Raw genomic sequence first — 16,442 nt, forward strand, 5'->3', positions numbered from 1 at the left:
CCCGGGGTTTAATCCAGCGGTATCGCGCGGTAGCGATTGACGTCGGTGCCGGTCACCGGCGGGGCGTTGTTGCCCCAGGCGCTGCGCAGGTAGGACACCACCTGCGCCACTTCCACATCGTTGAGCACATGGCCGAACGGCGGCATGCCGTAGGGACGCGGATTGCCTTCCGTGCCGGGCGCGAAGCCGCCGTTGAGCACGATGCGGATCGGATTGACCGCCTGTTCCATCGTCAGCGCGCGGTTGCCTCCCAGCGGCGGATAGCCGGGCGGCAGGCCGCCGCCGCCGGCGCCGTGACAGTCGGCACAGTGCTTGTCGTACAGCTTGGCGCCGGCGGCCAGGAAGGCGACCGCCTCGGCACCCTTGTCGCGCTCGAAGTCGGATTTCTTGCCGTCGCCCGGCAGCGCCTTCAGATAGACCGCCATCGCGTTGATGTCGTCGTCGCTCAGGTATTGCAGGCTTTGCTGCACCACTTCGGCCATCGGTCCGAACACCGTCGCGCGCGGCGACACGCCGGTCTTCAGCAGCGCGGCGATGTGCGGCTGCAGCCATTCTCCCAGGCCGGCCTCGGCGCCGGAATTGAGCGACGGCGCGTACCAGCCCAGCACCGGTATCAGGCCGCCCGACAGGCTTTCGCCTTCGGATGCGCCCAGCGTGTTGCGCGCGCTGTGGCAGGCGCTGCAATGTCCCAGCCCCTGCACCAGGTAGGCGCCGCGGTTCCAGTCCAGCGATTGCTTGCTGTCCTCGCGGAACACGGCCGGCTTGAAGTACAACATGCGCCACGCGGCCAGCATGAACTGCTGGTTGTACGGGAAGCGCAGCTGGTGCGGCTGGCTGGCCTGGCTGACCGCCGGCACCGATTTGAAATACGCATACAGCGCATCGGCATCGTCGCGCGTGATGCGGGTGTAGTTGGTGTAGGGGAAGGCCGGATACAGCAGTCGGCCGTCCTTCGATTTGCCGTTGTGCAGCGCGCGCCAGAAATCGTCGGCGCTCCAGCTGCCGATGCCGGTCGCCGCGTCGGAGGTGATGTTGGGCGAGATCACGTTGCCGAACGGCGTTTGCAGCGCGCGTCCGCCGGCATAGGGCTGGCCGCCGCGCGTGGTGTGGCAGGCCATGCAGTCGCCTGCCTTGGCCAGGTAGGCGCCGCGCGCGACCTGTTCGGCCGGCGCCAGCTTGGCGGTGACGGTAGGCGGTGGGCCGGCGTCGTCGCGGTTGCCGAACATGACCAGCAGCAGGCCGCCCAGTATCAGCGCGGAAACGATATAAATAATTTTCTTCATGATCGTCCCTTATTGCGCCGGCACGCTGCCGCAGTTCAGCGGCAGCGGCATGGCGATGCTGGTGGCGGGGCGGGCGGCGGCGTCCGGGGTCTGCTTGCTGAGCCAGCCGGACACGGCGGCCACGTCGGCCTCGGACAGTTTGCCGGCGATGTCGGCCATGCAGTCCGGCGCGGCGGCGCGGCGCACCTTGTTCTTCCACGCGCCGAACTGGGCGTTGATGTAGTCGCTCGGCAGGCCGATCAGACCCGGGATGGCGGGCGCCACGCCGGTCAGCGCGTCGCCGTGGCAGGCCGCGCAGGCGGGGATTTTCTTGGCCGGGTCACCTTGCCGCACCAGCGCCTGGCCGCGCGCCAGCGAGGCGGCATCGGCGCTGGCGCCGCTGCCGGCCTGCGCCGGCGGGTAGGGCGGATGCTGCCCGGAGAAGTACTCGGCGATCTCGCGCAGATAGGCGTCCGGCAGATGGTCGACCATGTAGGTCATCATCGGGTAATGGCGGCGGCCTTCGCGGAAGTTCACCAGCTGGTTGTACAGGTAGCCGGCCGGCTTGCCGGCGATGCGCGGGAAGAAGGCGTCGCTGCGCTCCTTCAGCGAGTGGCAGGCGACGCAGGCGGCCACGCGCTGTTCCAGCGTGTCGGGCAAGGTGGCGGGCGCGGCGGCCTGGGACTGCGCGCACCAGCCGGCCAGGGCCAGGGCCGCGCACAGTCGCATGGTGGAAAAAGTAGTCATACCATTCCTTGTTGAGGCAGGCCGGGACGATGGCTGCCTGACAAGGATATACCTGAGTTGCAAGGAATGACAGAGGACAGATTGTCTAAGTTGTTTTCGGCGGGCGGGGCAACTTGACGGCCTTCATCGGCGGCAGCTTGTTGCCGGCGGCGAGCCAGTGGCGATAGACGCGCAGGGCCACCTGGGCGTCGTCGGCCGCGTACAGGATCTGCTTTTCGTTCAGGCGCGGCAGGGCCCAGTTGGTGGTGGAGATTTTCTTGGACTTCTGCAGCTTCTGGCCGAAGAACTTGGCCACGGCGGTCTTGGCGCCGAGGTCGTTGCGCTGGCCCGGCGTGCGCAGGGCCACCGACAGGTCGACCACGCCGGCCGCGCGTATCGCCAGCTTGGCGTGCAGGCGCTTGACGTCGTCGGACAGGCCGAAGCCTATCTTCAGCGGCAATGCCGATTCCAGCACCGCCGTCAGCACTTCCAGCGTGTGCGCGCTGGTGCTGGCGCCGATCTGGAACAGCCAGGCCTGGTGGTCGGTGGAGAACTGGATCAGGTGCGGGCCGGTGGAGGTCTCGCCCTTGGTGAAGGTGGGCTTCGATTCGGTGTCGAAGCCGATGGCGTCGGCGGCCAGCAGGGCGATGCGCGCGGCGCTGGCCTGCTCGGCGGTGCTCACCATCTGCACGTCGGCGATGCGTATGCCGACGTAGGGCGGAAGCTCGGCCTCCGCCTCCGCCGGTACCGCGCGCTGCTGGCTATCCAACTCAGCCCTTGCGCGAGAACTTCGCGGTCAGCTGGTTCAGCTTGTCGGCGCGCACGCGGGCGGCTTCCTCGGCGGCGGCGGCTTCGCGTTCGGCCTTCTTGCGCTCGGCTTCTTTCTTGAAGCGGTCCTGCAGCACCTGGGTCGCGTGGGCGCGGTGGGTGTCGGTGACTTCGGCGCCGGGGGTGCCGTCCAGGTCGTGGCGCACCTTGGCTTTTTCCATCACTTTCAGGTAGCGCAGCGAACCGGTGTGGATGCCTAGCGCGGTGCGCATGGTTTTACGATCCAGTTCAGGCATCACGGCGAGGATCTGCTTGTCGATACCGATCGACAAAGGCAGGAAGTCGCGGAAGGCCGGGAATTGGGTTTGTAATTGTTTCAGCAAGCTGCGCGGAGTCGGTGCGGCAGGGGCCGCGACAGTGGCTGCGACAGGCGCCGAATTCGCGGCGGTGGCTGCAGGCTCGATTGCCGGCGGCTGAGGGGTGAGGCTAGTGTTCATCGACTTCATAGTTTAAGCAAGAGGCGTCAGCATATCATGCGCACTACGGGATTGCAGTGCCTTTTAAACCAGCATGCCAAAAAGGCTACACTGGTGTCGCACGTCAGATGGCCGGGGGAGGTGCGTCCGGACCGCAAAACATGTATAATGCTTGACGCACCTTTGCAGGACGGTGCGGTTCAGTTTGGTACAGGATGCGATTTGGACGGTCTGACAAGGTGTTTTGGCGTTGCCTGGCCCTTGTTATATGGTTTTAAGATATCGGATATGGGTACTATAAATTATCCTGATGTCTCGCTATACGGCATACTTTGCCCTCTCCCTATTCTTCACTGAAAAGAGAAACAAGCCCGTTGTTACGATGCGGGCTTTTTTTATTCCGCAGATAATCGTCAGCTAAATTACAACATTTCCATCTGTGCGCACCGGTGACGGTCGGCGCTGGCTATGGCATTTTGTATTTTTCTGGCGGATACGCATTGAGAGATTTTTAATGACAAAAACGCCGAAAACTTTAACGTTGTCCGTCAAGGCCGCCAAGACTGCGCGTAGCAACTCCGCTCCGCTGGTGGTGCCAAAGACGACTCTATCTTATGTGATCGATAATGCGCAAGAGGCAGCGAGCAAAGTTACGGTAGTCAAAAAGAAAACGCGCCTGAGCGCCGCGGCCGAAGCGGCCCAGGCGGAGGCGCATGTGGCGGTGCAGGCCGATGCGGCCGAAGCCCCGGTGAAGGCGGTCAAGGTCACGCGCAAGAGCGCCGCGGCCAACGCCGCCGCCGCAGCGGTGGCGGAAGTCGCCGCGCCGGCCGCGGTGGTCAAGGCCGCGCCGAAATCCAAGCTGGTCAAGGCTGCCAAGGCCGAGCCTGCGCCGGTCGTCATCGTGACCGCCGGCCCGGCCGTCAGCCAGGTGACCGACGCCGCCACGCTGGCGTCGATCGACACCTCCGGCTACCTGCTGCCGAGCGTCAAGGTGCCGGGCCGCCGCGGCCGCAAGCCGTCCGAATTCACGCCGGAAAACGATGAAGTCGCGGCACTGAACGCGGTCGAACGCGCGGAACTGAAGGCCGTGTCCAAGGCGCGCGAGCGCAAGGCCAAGGGCGGCGCCGCCGACCTGCTGGGCGTCGATCCGAAGAGCTCGGCCGAAGACCTGGAGCGCCGCCGCAACCAGATCAAGAACCTGATCAACATGGGCAAGGAGCGCGGCTTCCTGACCTACGCCGAGATCAACGACCAGCTGCCGGAAAACATCGTCGATCCGGAAGCGATCGAAGGCATCATCGCGACCTTCAACGACATGGGCATCGCCATCTACGAGCGCGCGCCGGATGCCGAATCGCTGCTGCTGACCGACAGCGTGGCCACCGTCACCTCGGACGACGAAGTGGAAGCGGCCGCCGCGACCGCGCTGTCGACGGTCGACTCCGACTTCGGCCGCACCACCGACCCGGTCCGCATGTACATGCGTGAAATGGGCGCCGTGGCGCTGCTGACCCGCGAAGGCGAGATCGAGATCGCCAAGCGCATCGAAGGCGGCCTGAAGGACATGATCCAGGCCATCTCCGCCTGCCCGACCACGATCGCCGAGATCGTCGCGCTGGCCCGCAAGATCGAAGCCGACGAACTGAAGGTGGACGAAGTGGTCGACGGCTTCGTCGACCTGAACGAAGCGAACAACACGCCGGCCGTGGCCGCCGCGCCAGCCGCCGCGTCGGACGACGATGAAGAAGAGGAAGAGGAAGTCGAGGAAGAAGACGGCGACGCCAATGGCGGCGCGGCCGGCTTCTCGACCGAGCAACTGGCGCAGCTGAAGAAAGCCGCACTGGAAAAGTTCGACGTCATCTCGACCCAGTACGACAAGATGCGCAAGGCTTCCGGCGGCTACGGCTCCAAGGCTTACGTGGCGGCGCAGGAAGCGATTTCCGCCGAGCTGCTGGGCATCCGCTTCACCGCCAAGGTGGTCGAGAAGCTGTGCGACACGCTGCGCGGCCAGATGGAAGAAGTGCGCCACATCGAGCGCGCCGTGCTGGAGCTGTGCGTGAACAAATGCGGCATGCCGCGCGCCCACTTCATCAAGGTCTTCCCGGGCAATGAATGCGACCTGGACTGGGTCGACGGCGAAGTCGACAGCGCGTACCCGTACAGCGCCATCCTGGGCCGCAACGTGCCTGCGGTCAAAGAGCTGCAAAAGAAAATGATCGACCTGCAGGCGCGCGTGGCGCTGCCGCTGGCCGACCTGCGCAAGATCAACAAGCAGATGGCCGCCGGCGAGAAACGCGCGCGCCAGGCCAAGCGTGAAATGACGGTCGCCAACCTGCGTCTGGTGATCTCGATCGCCAAGAAGTACATCAACCGCGGCCTGCAGTTCCTCGACCTGATCCAGGAAGGCAACATCGGCCTGCTGAAGGCGGTTGACAAGTTCGAATACCGTCGCGGCTACAAGTTCTCGACCTATGCGACCTGGTGGATCCGTCAGGCCATCACCCGTTCGATCGCCGACATGGCGCGCACCATCCGCGTGCCGGTGCACATGATCGAGACCATCAACAAGATGAACCGCATCTCGCGCCAGATCATGCAGGAAACCGGCAGCGAGCCGGACCTGGCGACCCTGGCGCTCAAGATGGAAATGCCGGAAAACAAAGTCCGCGAAATCATGAAGATCGCCAAAGAGCCGATCTCGATGGAAACGCCGATGGGCGAGGACGGCGATTCGCAGCTGGGCGACTTCATCGAAGACAACACCACGCTGGCGCCGCTGGACGCGGCGCTGCACGCGTCGATGCGCAACGTCATCAAGGAAGTGCTGGATTCGCTGACCCCGCGCGAAGCCAAGGTGCTGCGCATGCGCTACGGCGTGGAAATGTCGAACGACCACACGCTGGAAGAAGTGGGCAAGCAGTTCGACGTGACGCGCGAGCGTATCCGCCAGATCGAAGCGAAGGCGATGAGCAAGCTGCGCCAGCCATCGCGCTCGGACAAGCTGAAGACTTTCCTGACGCAGAACTAAGCGTCGGAGCGGCAAGCAAAAAGGGAGGCCTCGTGCCTCCCTTTTTGCGTTGGGCCGGCAGATGGGGTAGAGTTTCCGTCGACGCCGCGCGCGGCCATACGGAGAGCCACATGACAGACTTCACCCACGTTCGATACACGCTTGCGGTGCTGGATCTGGAGAAATCCACGAACTACTACACCTCGGTGCTCGGTCTGGCCATCGACTTCACGGCGCCAGGCTGGACCTTCTTGTCACGCGGCAGCTTCCGCGTGATGCTGGGCGAGTGCACAGATGCCATGCCACCGTCGGAGCTCGGCGACCATTCCTGGTATGGCTATGTGACGGTCTCGGACGCCACGGCCTTGTTTGCGGAGTACCAGTCGGCGGGAGCGGAATTCACCCAGGCGCTGGCGGACAAGCCGTGGGGCATGCGGGAGTTCGGCATTCGCACCATCGACGGCCATCGCATCATGTTCGGCCAGGAGCTGTAAATCATGCATATCGCGATACTGACATTTGACGGATTCAATGAACTTGATTCGTTTATTGCCTTGGGCTTGCTGAATCGGGTGAAGAGAGAAGACTGGCGGGTGACGATTTCCTGCCCCAGTCCTTCGGTCACGTCGATGAATGGCGTGACAGTTCTCGCCCAATCGACCATCGAGGAAGCTTGCGCGGCGGATGCCGTCATCGTCGGCAGTGGCGTGAAAACCCGGGCACTGGCGGATGACGAGAATTTCCTGGCTCAACTTAAGCTGGACCCGACGCGGCAGCTGCTGGGGGCGCAGTGTTCCGGCGCGCTGATTCTGGCCAAGCTCGGCATCCTTGACGGCGCTCCAGTTTGTACCGACCTGACAACCAAGCCATGGGTGCTTGAGGCGGGCACCGAAGTGCTGAACCAGCCGTTTCACGCGAAAGGGAATATCGCCACCGCCGGCGGTTGTCTCGCGTCAGTGTATTTGGCCTCGTGGATAGTCGCGCGCCTGGCGGGCGAGGACGCCGCGCGCAGCGCCATGCACTACATCGCTCCGGTCGGAGAGAAGGACCAATACGTGGCCAGAATGATGGAAAATATTCAGCCATACCTCACCTCAGCGGAGTATCAGGTATGAGCTTGATGCTGCTTGAGGTTCCCTTTGTTTTTGTAAAACACCTCCTGTCATTGCAGTACATGTCGCGGCGGATTTCGCCGCTTTCAGCTAATTTTTTGGGAATCACCATGGTCCTGGACAAGCGGTCTTTGTGGATGTGTGTTCTGCTGGCCGGCGCTGTCGGGCCGGTGGCGGCTGACGAATTGCTGGTTTCCGGCCGCGTCGAATCGATAACGTTGACGCCGGCGGGCGCGCCGGGCTGCCCCGACTTGAACGCTATGCACGGCCCCAGGCTGACCTTCTCCAATGATTGCGGCTGCCAGGAGGCCAGGATCAAGGTAGAGCAGACCTATGTCGGCGACGGCCCCGGCGCAACGCTCAGCGTCAAGTCCCGCCTGGGCGAATGGTGCAAGCCGACGCTGCCGGTCAGCGCGGCGGCGATCCTGGTGCGGACGCTAGGTCCCGAAACCAAGTGGTCGCCGCTGGAAATCAAGGATGGCGTCCAGCTGTTCAAGCCCGCCTCGTTCACCTATGTCGGCGGCTACCCGATGAAGGCCATGCCGGCCGATGACGCGGGCATGGCGCCGCTGGCGTCGTTGCTCGATCAGTTGAAGCAGGGCCCTGGTCCCGGGCCGACGGTGGTGTGGGTCAAGCAGGGAAGCTACGCGGTGTTGGGGAGGGAAGTCGGCTCGGCCAGCGAGTTGGCCACGCTGCTGCGCGAGCAGAACATTTCCGACGTTGAACTGCGCACGGAGGCCGAGGCCGGCTATGAGCAGATCGGCGCGGCGATCTATGGCCTCGCGCGCGGCGGCACGCGGATCGAGACGGTCAGCACGGCCGCGCAACATCACCAGGACTGACATGAGAAAAGCCGGTATCGCTGCGCTGCTGATGGCATGCTGCCTGCTCGCCGATGCGGGGCAGATGGATGTGGCGACCGGCATCCAGCTGGCGCAGATCGACTTCGACTCCTATCACGCGGCTTTGCTGGAGCGATGCCGGACGCTGGCGCCCGATTCGTCCGGCGCGCTGGCCGCATCCATGGCGCAGTGGAAGGCGAAGAACGCCGACGCGCTGGTCATCCTGCGGCAGCTGTACAAGGCGCAGCTGGAGCGTAACATCCGCACCTCCCGGCCCAAGCTGTCGGATGCGGAGGCCGAGGCGCAGGTGGGCGCCGTGCTTGAACTGTTTGCCTCCGGACTGAAAGAAAAAGTGTCGCAGGTGCCGGACGACGAAACCCGGACCTCCTGCGACGGCGGATATGCGGAGCAGACACTGGCCCGCCCCGACATGGACTTCAACGCGCTGCTGATGCGCATGACGTTCGGCCGCTAGCCGCGGTTTAGTAGGACAGCTTGGGATACCAGTCGGTCCCGCGTCCGGCCGGCGTCAGGTCGAGGATGTTCCACAGCGGCGTCGGATCGGGTGCGCCGCGCGGGTCCTGGCCGGGATCTTCGGTGCCGCCCAGCTCGCTGGCCCAGAAGTGCCGCACCTTGCCGTCGCGCTTGACCCAGACGTCGAGCGCCGGCCATTCGCTGCCGTCCGGCCCCAGGCCGCGATAGTCGCGCGGGAAGTCGTCGCCGACGCATTGGTAGAACGCCAGGTTGCGCCAGCCGCGTTCGCGGGCGAAGGCCAGCTGCCGCGACACGGGCGAACGGCCCAGCACCGCCACCGCGACGCGCTGCGCGATGTCGCGCGCCGGCGTGTCGAGCGCGCCGAGAAAGGCCGTGCACATCGGACAGGGGCGCTCGCGCTGCGGCCCGTACATCCAGAAATACGTGACCAGCGTGTCGTGCTTGCCGAACATGTCGGCCAGCTTCACCGTCTTGCCGTTTTCGTCGAGAAAATCGTAGTCGGGCGCCTCGCCGCCGTCGGGCAGCGCGCGCCTTTGCTCTGCAACGCGCTCGATATGGCGTCGCAGTTCGATTTCCTCGGCCAGCAGGGTGGTGCGCGCCGCGCGGTAGGCGGCGCTGTCGTTGGGATAGGGTTTGCTTCTGGCGGCCAGTTCAGCCGCCGGCGTCAGCATGCTCATGATCTCCTCCTATTGCATGAACCATCCATGGCTGACCACCAGCGATTGTCCGGTCAGCGCGTTCGACGGGAAGCTGGCGAACAGCAGCGCCACTTGCGCCACATCCTCCACCGTGGTGAACTTGCCGTCCACGGTATCGGCCAGCATGACTTTCTTGATGACGTCCTCCTCGGAGATGCCCAGCGTCTTGGCCTGCTCGGGAATCTGCTTGTCGACCAGCGGCGTACGCACGAAGCCCGGACAGATCACGTTGGCGCGCACGCCGTGCTCGGCGCCTTCCTTGGACACGGCCTTGGCCAGCCCGATCAGCCCGTGTTTGGCCGTCACATAGGCGGACTTGAGCTTGGACGCTTCCTTCGAGTGCACCGACCCCATGTAGATCACGCTGCCGCTGCCGGCCTTGTACATATGCGGCAGGCAAGCCTTGGTGGTCAGGAAGGCGCCGTCCAGGTGGATGGACAGCAGCTTCTTCCAGTCCTCGAATGGAAACTCTTCGATCGGGTGGATGAGCTGGATGCCGGCGTTGCTGACCAGAACGTCGATCCGGCCCCAGGCCTCGATCACGCCGGCGATGCCGGCGTTGACTTGCGCTTCGTCAACCACGTTCATGGCGATGGCCATGGCCTGGTGGCCGGCGGCCTTCAATTCGTTGGCGGTCGCTTGCGCCGCTTCCAGGTTCAGGTCGGCAATCACGACCTTGCCGCCTTCGCGCGCGTAGACCAGCGCGATTTCCTTGCCGATGCCGCTGGCGGCGCCGGTGACGATACAGACTTTGTCTTGCAGTTTCATTGTTTCGCTCCTCGCGGGTGTGGGAATGCAACCCCGCGATTACAGCGGCTATGCCGGCCGGCGTCTATGCGCCAGCGTACATAGCGCAGGCCACCGGACCGTTCACCGGCAATGTCGCTTTTTTTTACAGCTCGTGGGACCGCCGCAGCAGACGCCTCTGTCAATGCGGGCGGCGGGCGTGGCATCTATTTTGCGTCGAGCGCACGCAGGGGGCAGCCATGTGGCGGCCCCATTACTCGGAGGACTTATCATGCTATCCCTATTGCGTTCGCTGGTACTGCCGTTCTGCCTGGCCTGTCTGAGCGCGCCGGCATCGGCCGGATTGATTATTCAAAACAACTGGCAACTGACGACGGCCAGCACCCACCAAAGTTCGGACGCCTCGGCAAGTATTTCGCCGCTGAGTTTCACCAATTTGTTGAGCAGCACTTTCGCGACCGCCACGGCCGACGCGAAGGCCTACGAGGATGTGTTCGGCGGCAATAACGCCAGCGCCAATGCCGTGTATGCATTTGATTTCATGACCACCACGCCGCTGGTGGTCAGTCTGAGCGACAGGCTGGTGGGAAGCTTGTTCCTTGGCGACACGGATTCGGCCCATGTCGATACCCGGGTCAATCTCATCGATCAGGTCAGCAATGCGGTGGTGGCTTCGCTGCCGATCAGAAGCCACAGCAAAAACGGAACCGCGGGGACCGACAGCTTTGACGAAAGCACCCCGTTCTTCCTGCACTCCTTTTTGCTGGCGCCCGGCGACTACTTGCTGGAAACTGGGCTTAACGTCAGCGCCAATGCCACCAGCGGTGTCGGTGACGATCGCATGGAAAGCGCCTTCTCCTACACGGTCGGACTGGTCTATGAGGTTCCATTGCCATCGAGCCTGTTGTTGATGCTGGCTGGACTGCTGAGCTTGGGTGTACATGGCATCCGCAGGGGGGGCGGGGCGCTGCCGGCGCCAGCACAGGCTTAAGCGGCCCGGCTATTCGGGCACGGAGGTCACCGGCAAGGTCATGCTCAGCACGGTGCCGGCGCCGGCCAGGTTGGCCACCGCCAGTTCGCCGCCGAAGTCGACCAGGCGCTCGCGGATGGCGCGCAGTTCCAGCGCGCCGGACACCTTCCGCCGGTCGGGCAGACCGTCGCCGCTGATGATGATGGACAGCTTGGCCGGCTCCAGGTTCAGCGTCGCCTGCACTTCGCGCACGCCCGAGTGGCTGCCGACATAGTCCAGCGCCGCCTGGGCGATGTGGAAGATGGCGGAAGTCTGGCGCTGGTCCAGCGCGGCGTTGTCGTTGAGCACCTTCAGGCGGCAGCTCAGGCCGTGACGGCGCTCCAGCTGCTGCAACTGCCATTCGACGGCGGCCGACAGGCCCAGCTCCAGTGTGCTGGGATGCAATTCGTTGATCAGGTCGCGCACCGCGACGATGCAGGCGTCCAGCGTGGCCAGCGACTGCGCGGCGCGCCGGTGCAGCAGCGGTTGCTGTTGGCTGGTGCGGGCGTGCAGGGCGGACACATCCAGCTTGAGCGCCAGCAGGTTTTGCGCCAGGTCGTCGTGGACTTCCTTGGCGATGCGGCGCCGTTCGTTGTCCTTGGCGCGGCGCTGGTGGGTCGACAGCGCGCGCAACTGCTTCATCGAGTTCACCATCGTGCGCTCGGCACGCTTGCGCTCGGTGATGTCGATGCACATGGCGATCAGCAGGCGTGGCCGGCCCTGCTCGTCGTAGGTCGGCTGCTTGTAGGTTTGCAGCCAGCGGTTTTCGCCCAGTCCCTTGTGCCACAGCAGTTCTTCGTTGACGAGGTGGCGGTGGGCGGCGAAGGCGGCACGGTCCTGGGCGATGTAGCCGGGCGTTTGCTCGGGGAAATGCGCGCTGCCGTCGGTTCCGCGCATTTCGCTGAAGCGCACGCCCCACATGGCTTCGCAGGCCGGGTTCATCAGCACGAAGCGCGACTGCGCATCCTTGATGAACAGGGCCAGCGGCATCATGGTGATGATGTCCTGCAGCTCGGCGTCGGCCGCCAGCGGCGCGCCGCCTATCTCCGCCCGCAGTTGGGCCACCACGCTTTCAATTTCGGACTTACCCAGCGACTCGATTATAGTCTTCATGACAATGAATATAGTAGTTTAGCTAAGATTGTAATGCCAATTTTGTCATTTTGTCTTGTCTTTTGGGAAATAAAAAAAGCCCCGTGCTGCCTTGCGACAATTTACAACGTCGCAAGGCAAACGGGGCTTTCAGTACTGCAGGGTAAGAAGATACTTTGTGGCAATATCAGCCAGTGTTGCGCAGACCAGCGGCGACGCCGTTGATCGACAGGTGGATGCCGCGGTGCACCCGTTCATCCGCCTTGCCCGGCTCGCTCGACAGCGCGCGGTGGCGCTTGATCAGCTCCACCTGCAAGTGGTTCAGCGGATCGAGGTAGGCGAAGCGGTTCTGGATCGAGCGCGCCAGCAGCGGATTGCCGGCCAGGCGCTCGGTGGCGCCGGTGATGCGCTGCAGGATGCCCAGCGTGTTCGCGTGCTCTTCGGTGATGCGCTTGAAGATGCGGTCGCGCAGGTCCTTGTCCTGCACCAGCTCGGCGTAGCGCGAGGCGATCGCCAGATCGGTCTTGGCCAGCACCATGTCCATGTTCGACAGCAGCGTGGCGAAGAACGGCCAGTGCTGGAACATCGCCTGCAGCTGGGCCAGGCGCTCGTCCTGCTTGCCGTCGTTGATCCAGGCGCCGATGGCGCTGCCGAAACCGTACCAGCCCGGCAGCAGCAGGCGGCACTGGCCCCACGAGAAGCCCCATGGAATCGCGCGCAGGTCTTCGATGCGCTTGGTCGACTTGCGCGAAGCCGGACGTGAACCGAGGTTCAGTTCGGCGATCTCGGCGATCGGCGTGGCGGCGAAGAAGTAGTCGGTGAAGCCCGGGGTTTCATAGACCAGGTTGCGGTAGGCCTTGTAGGCGCGGTCGGAGATCTCGGCCATGATGGCTTCGAACTGGCGCAGCTGGGCCTGGTGCGCGCCGTCTTCCGACTGCGGCAGCAGGCTGGCCTCCAGCGTGGCGGCGACCAGCAGCTCCAGGTTGCGGCGACCGATGTCCTTGTTGGAGAACTTGGACGCGATGATCTCGCCCTGTTCGGTCAGGCGGATCTGGCCGTTGACGGTGCCGTGCGGCTGCGCCAGGATCGCCTCGTACGACGGGCCGCCGCCGCGGCCGACGGTGCCGCCGCGGCCGTGGAACAGGCGCAGCTTGACGCCGGCCTTTTCAAACACGGTGACCAGGTGGGTCTCGGCCTTGTACAGCTCCCAGTTGGAGGTCAGGAAGCCGCCGTCCTTGTTGGAGTCCGAATAGCCGAGCATGACTTCCTGGATCTGCCCTTGCTTGGCGATCAGCGCCTTCACCAGCGGGATGGCCATCACGGCTTCCATGATGCCGGCCGCGCGCTGCAGGTCGGGGATGGTTTCGAACAGCGGGATCACCATCAGGTCCAGTTCCTGTTCGGCGATGCGCAGCAGGCCCATTTCCTTTTGCAGCAGCAGCACTTCCAGCAGGTCGGACACGGTTTCGGTGTGCGAGATGATGTAGTTGCGGATGGCGCGCTCGCCGTAGCGGGCGCGGATCTGGCGCGCCGCGCTGAGCACGCCCAGCTCGGAAACGGTCTCGGCCGAGTAGGCGATGTACGGCGAGTACAGCAGGCGCGGCTGCGCCAGTTCGCTCAGCAGCAGCGCCACCTTGGCGTCCTCGTCCAGCGACGAATAGTCGGCCTGGCCGCCGGCCTTGGCGAACAGCTCGGCCAGCACGCGTTCGTGGATGTCCGACGACTGGCGCATGTCCAGCGAGGCCAGGTGGAAGCCGAAGATGTCGGCCGCGCGCTTCAAGGTCGACAGGCGCGGCTGCACCAGCACGGCGCCGTGGTTGGCGTTGAGCGAATCGACCAGCACCTGCAGGTCGGCCGAGAATTCGGCGGCGTTGGCGTACGGTTCGGCATGGCCCACTTCCTTGCGCAGGATGTTGGTCGCGCCCAGCGCGCGGGCGGTGCTGGCCAGGCGGGCGTAGATGCCGATCAGCGCGCGGCGGTACGGTTCGTCGGCGCGGTGGTCGGAGGTGTCGGGCGAGTGGTCGGCCAGCGCCTGCAACGCGGGGCTGCAGGCGATCATCAGCGTCGACACCGACAGTTCGGCGCCCAGCGTGTGCGCCTCTTCCAGGTAGAAGTCGAGGATGGTGGTGGCCTGGCGCGTCAGCGCGTGCTCCATGGTGCCGCCGTTGACGTTCGGGTTGCCGTCGCGGTCGCCGCCGATCCAGCTGCCCATCTGCACGTAGGGAGCGTTGATCTGCGTGGTGGCGCCGTCGCCGTTGCCGTAGTGGGCGGCGATGTCGGTCTCGATGTCGTCGTACAGGCCCGGCAGTTCGCGCAGGAAGGTGATGCGGTAGTAGGACAGGGCGTTTTCAATCTCGTCGGCCACGGTCAGCTTGGAGTAGCGCAGCATGCGGGTCTGCCACAGGGTCGCGATGCGGGCGCGCAGCAGGTGCATATTGGCCGCCTGTTCCTTCGGCGTCAGCGGCAGGTCGCGCTCGGCCAGCAGGCGGGCGATGTCGTGCTCGGCGTCCAGGATGGACTTGCGCTGCACCTCGGTCGGGTGGGCCGTCAGCACCGGCGCGATCAGCGCCTGCTGGAAGAAATCGCCCACGGTTTCCTGGCTGACGCCGGCTTCCTTGAGCTTGCACAGCGCGAAGCTGACGCTGCCCTGCTGCGGCTTCGAGCCGGCCAGCAGGTGCGCGCGGCGGCGGCGGATGTGGTGCTGGTCCTCGGCGATATTGGCCAGGTGCGAGAAGTACGAGAACGCGCGCACCACGGAAATGGTCTGCTCGCGCGTCAGGATTTTCAGCATGCCGTCCAGTTCCTTGGCGGCGCCGGCGTCGGCCTCGCGGCGGAAGCGCACGGCGGTTTGCCGGATGGTCTCGACCACGGCGTAGACTTCCTCGCCTTCCTGGTCGCGCAGCACGTCGCCCAGCAGGCGGCCCAGCAGGCGGATGTCTTCTTTGAGGGGCGCGTCTTTATCGAGATTCGTGTCCACGCCAGGTTGTTCAGCCGTTTGATCGTTCGTTGCACTAGATTGTTTTGCCATGAGATAAGCCGCAAAGGATGAAATGTCGGTGCAAAGGCTTGTGGCCCGGTTCTGCAAGAAGGTGAGCGTGATAAAATTTGTGATCTTAAACACGCGCGTGTTACTGGCCTGCGCCGGTTAGCGTCAGCTACAGCGAAAGAACTGGTTTTGAAAATATCGGAATTACTACAAAATCCCCCGTCCACGTTGGTAATCGCTTCGCGTGAAAGCCGCCTTGCCATGTGGCAGGCCGAGCATGTCCGCGCTCGCTTGACATTATTATATCCGCAGTGCGATGTCAAAATTGTAGGAATGTCGACAAAAGGCGATCAAATTCTTGATCGCACGTTGTCCAAGGTAGGCGGCAAGGGGCTGTTTGTCAAAGAACTTGAAGTCGCGATGGCCGAGGGCCGCGCCGACCTGGCGGTGCATTCGCTGAAGGACGTGCCGATGGAGTTGCCGGAAGGATTCGCGCTGGCCGCCGTGCTGGAGCGCGAAGATCCGCGCGACGCCTTCGTTTCCAACGACTACGCCTCGCTGGACGAGCTGCCGGCCGGCGCCGTCGTCGGCACCAGCAGCCTGCGCCGCCAGTCGCTGATCGCGGCGCGCTATCCGCACCTAGTCATCAAGCCGCTGCGCGGCAACCTCGACACCCGGCTGGGCAAGCTCGATCGTGGCGACTACGCCGCCATCATCCTGGCCGCCGCCGGCCTGATACGCCTGGGCCTGCCGCAGCGCATCCGCGTGTTGCTGGATCCGGCCAGCAGCCTGCCGGCCGCCGGGCAGGGCGCGATGGCGATCGAAATCGCCGAGCGCGACGACGGCGTCGACCTGATGGCCCTGCTGGCGCCGCTGAACCACGAGGCCACCGCGCAAGCCGTCACGGCCGAGCGCAAGGTGTCGAAAGTGTTTGGCGGCAGCTGCCAGGTGCCGCTGGCGGCGTTTGCCACCGTTGAAGGCGGGCAGATGCATCTGCGCGCGATGGTGGCGACGCCGGACGGCAGCCGCATGGCCAGCGCTGAAGTGCGCGGCGCGGCCGCCGATCCCGAGGCGCTGGGCGCGCAGGTGGCCGAGCTGCTGCGCGCGCAGGACGCGGTCGGCATCCTGTCGGTGTGCCTGAGCGAGGCGGCGCAGGCCGACGCCGACGCCCGTTCGGCCGACCTGGCGGCCCAGGCCTCGCCGCCCGCTGCGGACGCCTGAC

General features: G+C 64.6%; 15 protein-coding genes. 7 read left to right on the forward strand and 8 right to left on the reverse strand.

The features are described from left to right. Positions 1-8: 8 nt before the first annotated feature. The 4 genes from ABWW33_RS13290 to ABWW33_RS13305 all read right to left on the reverse strand — a co-directional run bounded on the left by ABWW33_RS13290 (position 9) and on the right by ABWW33_RS13305 (position 3,262). Positions 9-1,283, reverse strand: coding sequence for a c-type cytochrome (locus ABWW33_RS13290; RefSeq protein ID WP_176653693.1), 1,275 nt, complete (start codon positions 1,281-1,283; stop codon positions 9-11). Positions 1,284-1,292: 9 nt separating this feature from the next. Then, positions 1,293-2,009: a c-type cytochrome gene (locus ABWW33_RS13295; RefSeq protein WP_353402080.1), complete on the reverse strand. Its 717-nt coding sequence runs from the start codon at positions 2,007-2,009 to the stop codon at positions 1,293-1,295. An 85-nt stretch (positions 2,010-2,094) separates the two neighbouring features. After that, positions 2,095-2,673 (reverse strand): 3'-5' exonuclease, encoded by a 579-nt coding sequence (locus ABWW33_RS13300; protein ID WP_353402626.1) that lies wholly within the window; start codon positions 2,671-2,673, stop codon positions 2,095-2,097. A gap of 85 nt (positions 2,674-2,758) precedes the next feature. Beyond that, the gene (locus ABWW33_RS13305) at positions 2,759-3,262 is read right to left on the reverse strand and encodes a ProQ/FINO family protein (RefSeq protein WP_176653695.1); all 504 of its coding nucleotides are present in this window, start codon (positions 3,260-3,262) and stop codon (positions 2,759-2,761) included. A gap of 484 nt (positions 3,263-3,746) precedes the next feature. On the opposite strand from ABWW33_RS13305, the gene rpoD reads away from it, so the two are divergent. The 5 genes from rpoD (at position 3,747) to ABWW33_RS13330 (ending at position 8,668) form a co-directional block, all read left to right on the forward strand. Further along, positions 3,747-6,260 carry an RNA polymerase sigma factor RpoD gene (rpoD, locus tag ABWW33_RS13310; protein ID WP_353402082.1) on the forward strand — a complete coding sequence of 838 codons (2,514 nt, stop codon included), beginning with the start codon at positions 3,747-3,749 and terminating at the stop codon, positions 6,258-6,260. Between the two features lie 110 nt (positions 6,261-6,370). Next, the gene (locus ABWW33_RS13315) at positions 6,371-6,733 is read left to right on the forward strand and encodes a VOC family protein (RefSeq protein ID WP_176653697.1); all 363 of its coding nucleotides are present in this window, start codon (positions 6,371-6,373) and stop codon (positions 6,731-6,733) included. A 3-nt stretch (positions 6,734-6,736) separates the two neighbouring features. Next, the gene (locus ABWW33_RS13320; RefSeq protein WP_353402084.1) at positions 6,737-7,354 is read left to right on the forward strand and encodes a DJ-1/PfpI family protein; all 618 of its coding nucleotides are present in this window, start codon (positions 6,737-6,739) and stop codon (positions 7,352-7,354) included. 107 nt (positions 7,355-7,461) lie between these two features. Next, entirely contained in the window at positions 7,462-8,193 is a 732-nt protein-coding gene (locus tag ABWW33_RS13325) for a hypothetical protein (RefSeq protein ID WP_353402086.1), read from the forward strand. A gap of 1 nt (position 8,194) precedes the next feature. Next, the gene (locus ABWW33_RS13330; protein WP_353402087.1) at positions 8,195-8,668 is read left to right on the forward strand and encodes a hypothetical protein; all 474 of its coding nucleotides are present in this window, start codon (positions 8,195-8,197) and stop codon (positions 8,666-8,668) included. Positions 8,669-8,675: 7 nt separating this feature from the next. Here ABWW33_RS13330 and ABWW33_RS13335 read toward each other — a convergent pair whose 3' ends face one another. Further along, the gene (locus ABWW33_RS13335; RefSeq protein WP_353402089.1) at positions 8,676-9,365 is read right to left on the reverse strand and encodes a DUF899 family protein; all 690 of its coding nucleotides are present in this window, start codon (positions 9,363-9,365) and stop codon (positions 8,676-8,678) included. A gap of 9 nt (positions 9,366-9,374) precedes the next feature. Then, complete coding sequence (locus tag ABWW33_RS13340) at positions 9,375-10,154, reverse strand: 3-hydroxybutyrate dehydrogenase (RefSeq protein WP_353402091.1); 780 nt, start codon at positions 10,152-10,154, stop codon at positions 9,375-9,377. Positions 10,155-10,404: 250 nt separating this feature from the next. Here ABWW33_RS13340 and ABWW33_RS13345 point away from each other — a divergent pair, with 250 nt between their 5' ends. Beyond that, complete coding sequence (locus tag ABWW33_RS13345) at positions 10,405-11,124, forward strand: hypothetical protein (RefSeq protein WP_353402093.1); 720 nt, start codon at positions 10,405-10,407, stop codon at positions 11,122-11,124. 9 nt (positions 11,125-11,133) lie between these two features. Here the strand turns inward: ABWW33_RS13345 and ABWW33_RS13350 are convergent, their stop codons facing one another. After that, on the reverse strand, positions 11,134-12,255 hold the full coding sequence (locus tag ABWW33_RS13350) for a PAS domain-containing sensor histidine kinase (protein WP_353402095.1): 1,122 nt from the start codon (positions 12,253-12,255) through the stop codon (positions 11,134-11,136). 166 nt (positions 12,256-12,421) lie between these two features. Beyond that, positions 12,422-15,262: a phosphoenolpyruvate carboxylase gene (gene ppc, locus ABWW33_RS13355; RefSeq protein WP_353402097.1), complete on the reverse strand. Its 2,841-nt coding sequence runs from the start codon at positions 15,260-15,262 to the stop codon at positions 12,422-12,424. 147 nt (positions 15,263-15,409) lie between these two features. Here ppc and hemC point away from each other — a divergent pair, with 147 nt between their 5' ends. After that, positions 15,410-16,441 carry a hydroxymethylbilane synthase gene (gene hemC, locus ABWW33_RS13360; RefSeq protein ID WP_444550994.1) on the forward strand — a complete coding sequence of 344 codons (1,032 nt, stop codon included), beginning with the start codon at positions 15,410-15,412 and terminating at the stop codon, positions 16,439-16,441. The last annotated feature ends 1 nt before the right edge of the window (position 16,442 follow it).

The organism is Duganella hordei (genome assembly GCF_040369125.1).
In the GTDB taxonomy this organism is placed as follows: Bacteria; Pseudomonadota; Gammaproteobacteria; order Burkholderiales; family Burkholderiaceae_D; genus Rugamonas; species Rugamonas hordei.

Bases quoted from the DNA above. Each gene is read 5' to 3' on its own strand.
- ABWW33_RS13290 (WP_176653693.1), bottom strand. From the start codon at position 1,283: ATGAAGAAAATTATTTATATCGTTTCCGCGCTGATACTGGGCGGCCTG.
- ABWW33_RS13295 (WP_353402080.1), bottom strand. From the start codon at position 2,009: ATGACTACTTTTTCCACCATGCGACTGTGCGCGGCCCTGGCCCTGGCC.
- ABWW33_RS13300 (WP_353402626.1), bottom strand. From the start codon at position 2,673: ATGGTGAGCACCGCCGAGCAGGCCAGCGCCGCGCGCATCGCCCTGCTG.
- ABWW33_RS13305 (WP_176653695.1), bottom strand. From the start codon at position 3,262: ATGAAGTCGATGAACACTAGCCTCACCCCTCAGCCGCCGGCAATCGAG.
- rpoD (WP_353402082.1), top strand. From the start codon at position 3,747: ATGACAAAAACGCCGAAAACTTTAACGTTGTCCGTCAAGGCCGCCAAG.
- ABWW33_RS13315 (WP_176653697.1), top strand. From the start codon at position 6,371: ATGACAGACTTCACCCACGTTCGATACACGCTTGCGGTGCTGGATCTG.
- ABWW33_RS13320 (WP_353402084.1), top strand. From the start codon at position 6,737: ATGCATATCGCGATACTGACATTTGACGGATTCAATGAACTTGATTCG.
- ABWW33_RS13325 (WP_353402086.1), top strand. From the start codon at position 7,462: ATGGTCCTGGACAAGCGGTCTTTGTGGATGTGTGTTCTGCTGGCCGGC.
- ABWW33_RS13330 (WP_353402087.1), top strand. From the start codon at position 8,195: ATGAGAAAAGCCGGTATCGCTGCGCTGCTGATGGCATGCTGCCTGCTC.
- ABWW33_RS13335 (WP_353402089.1), bottom strand. From the start codon at position 9,365: ATGAGCATGCTGACGCCGGCGGCTGAACTGGCCGCCAGAAGCAAACCC.
- ABWW33_RS13340 (WP_353402091.1), bottom strand. From the start codon at position 10,154: ATGAAACTGCAAGACAAAGTCTGTATCGTCACCGGCGCCGCCAGCGGC.
- ABWW33_RS13345 (WP_353402093.1), top strand. From the start codon at position 10,405: ATGCTATCCCTATTGCGTTCGCTGGTACTGCCGTTCTGCCTGGCCTGT.
- ABWW33_RS13350 (WP_353402095.1), bottom strand. From the start codon at position 12,255: ATGAAGACTATAATCGAGTCGCTGGGTAAGTCCGAAATTGAAAGCGTG.
- ppc (WP_353402097.1), bottom strand. From the start codon at position 15,262: ATGGCAAAACAATCTAGTGCAACGAACGATCAAACGGCTGAACAACCT.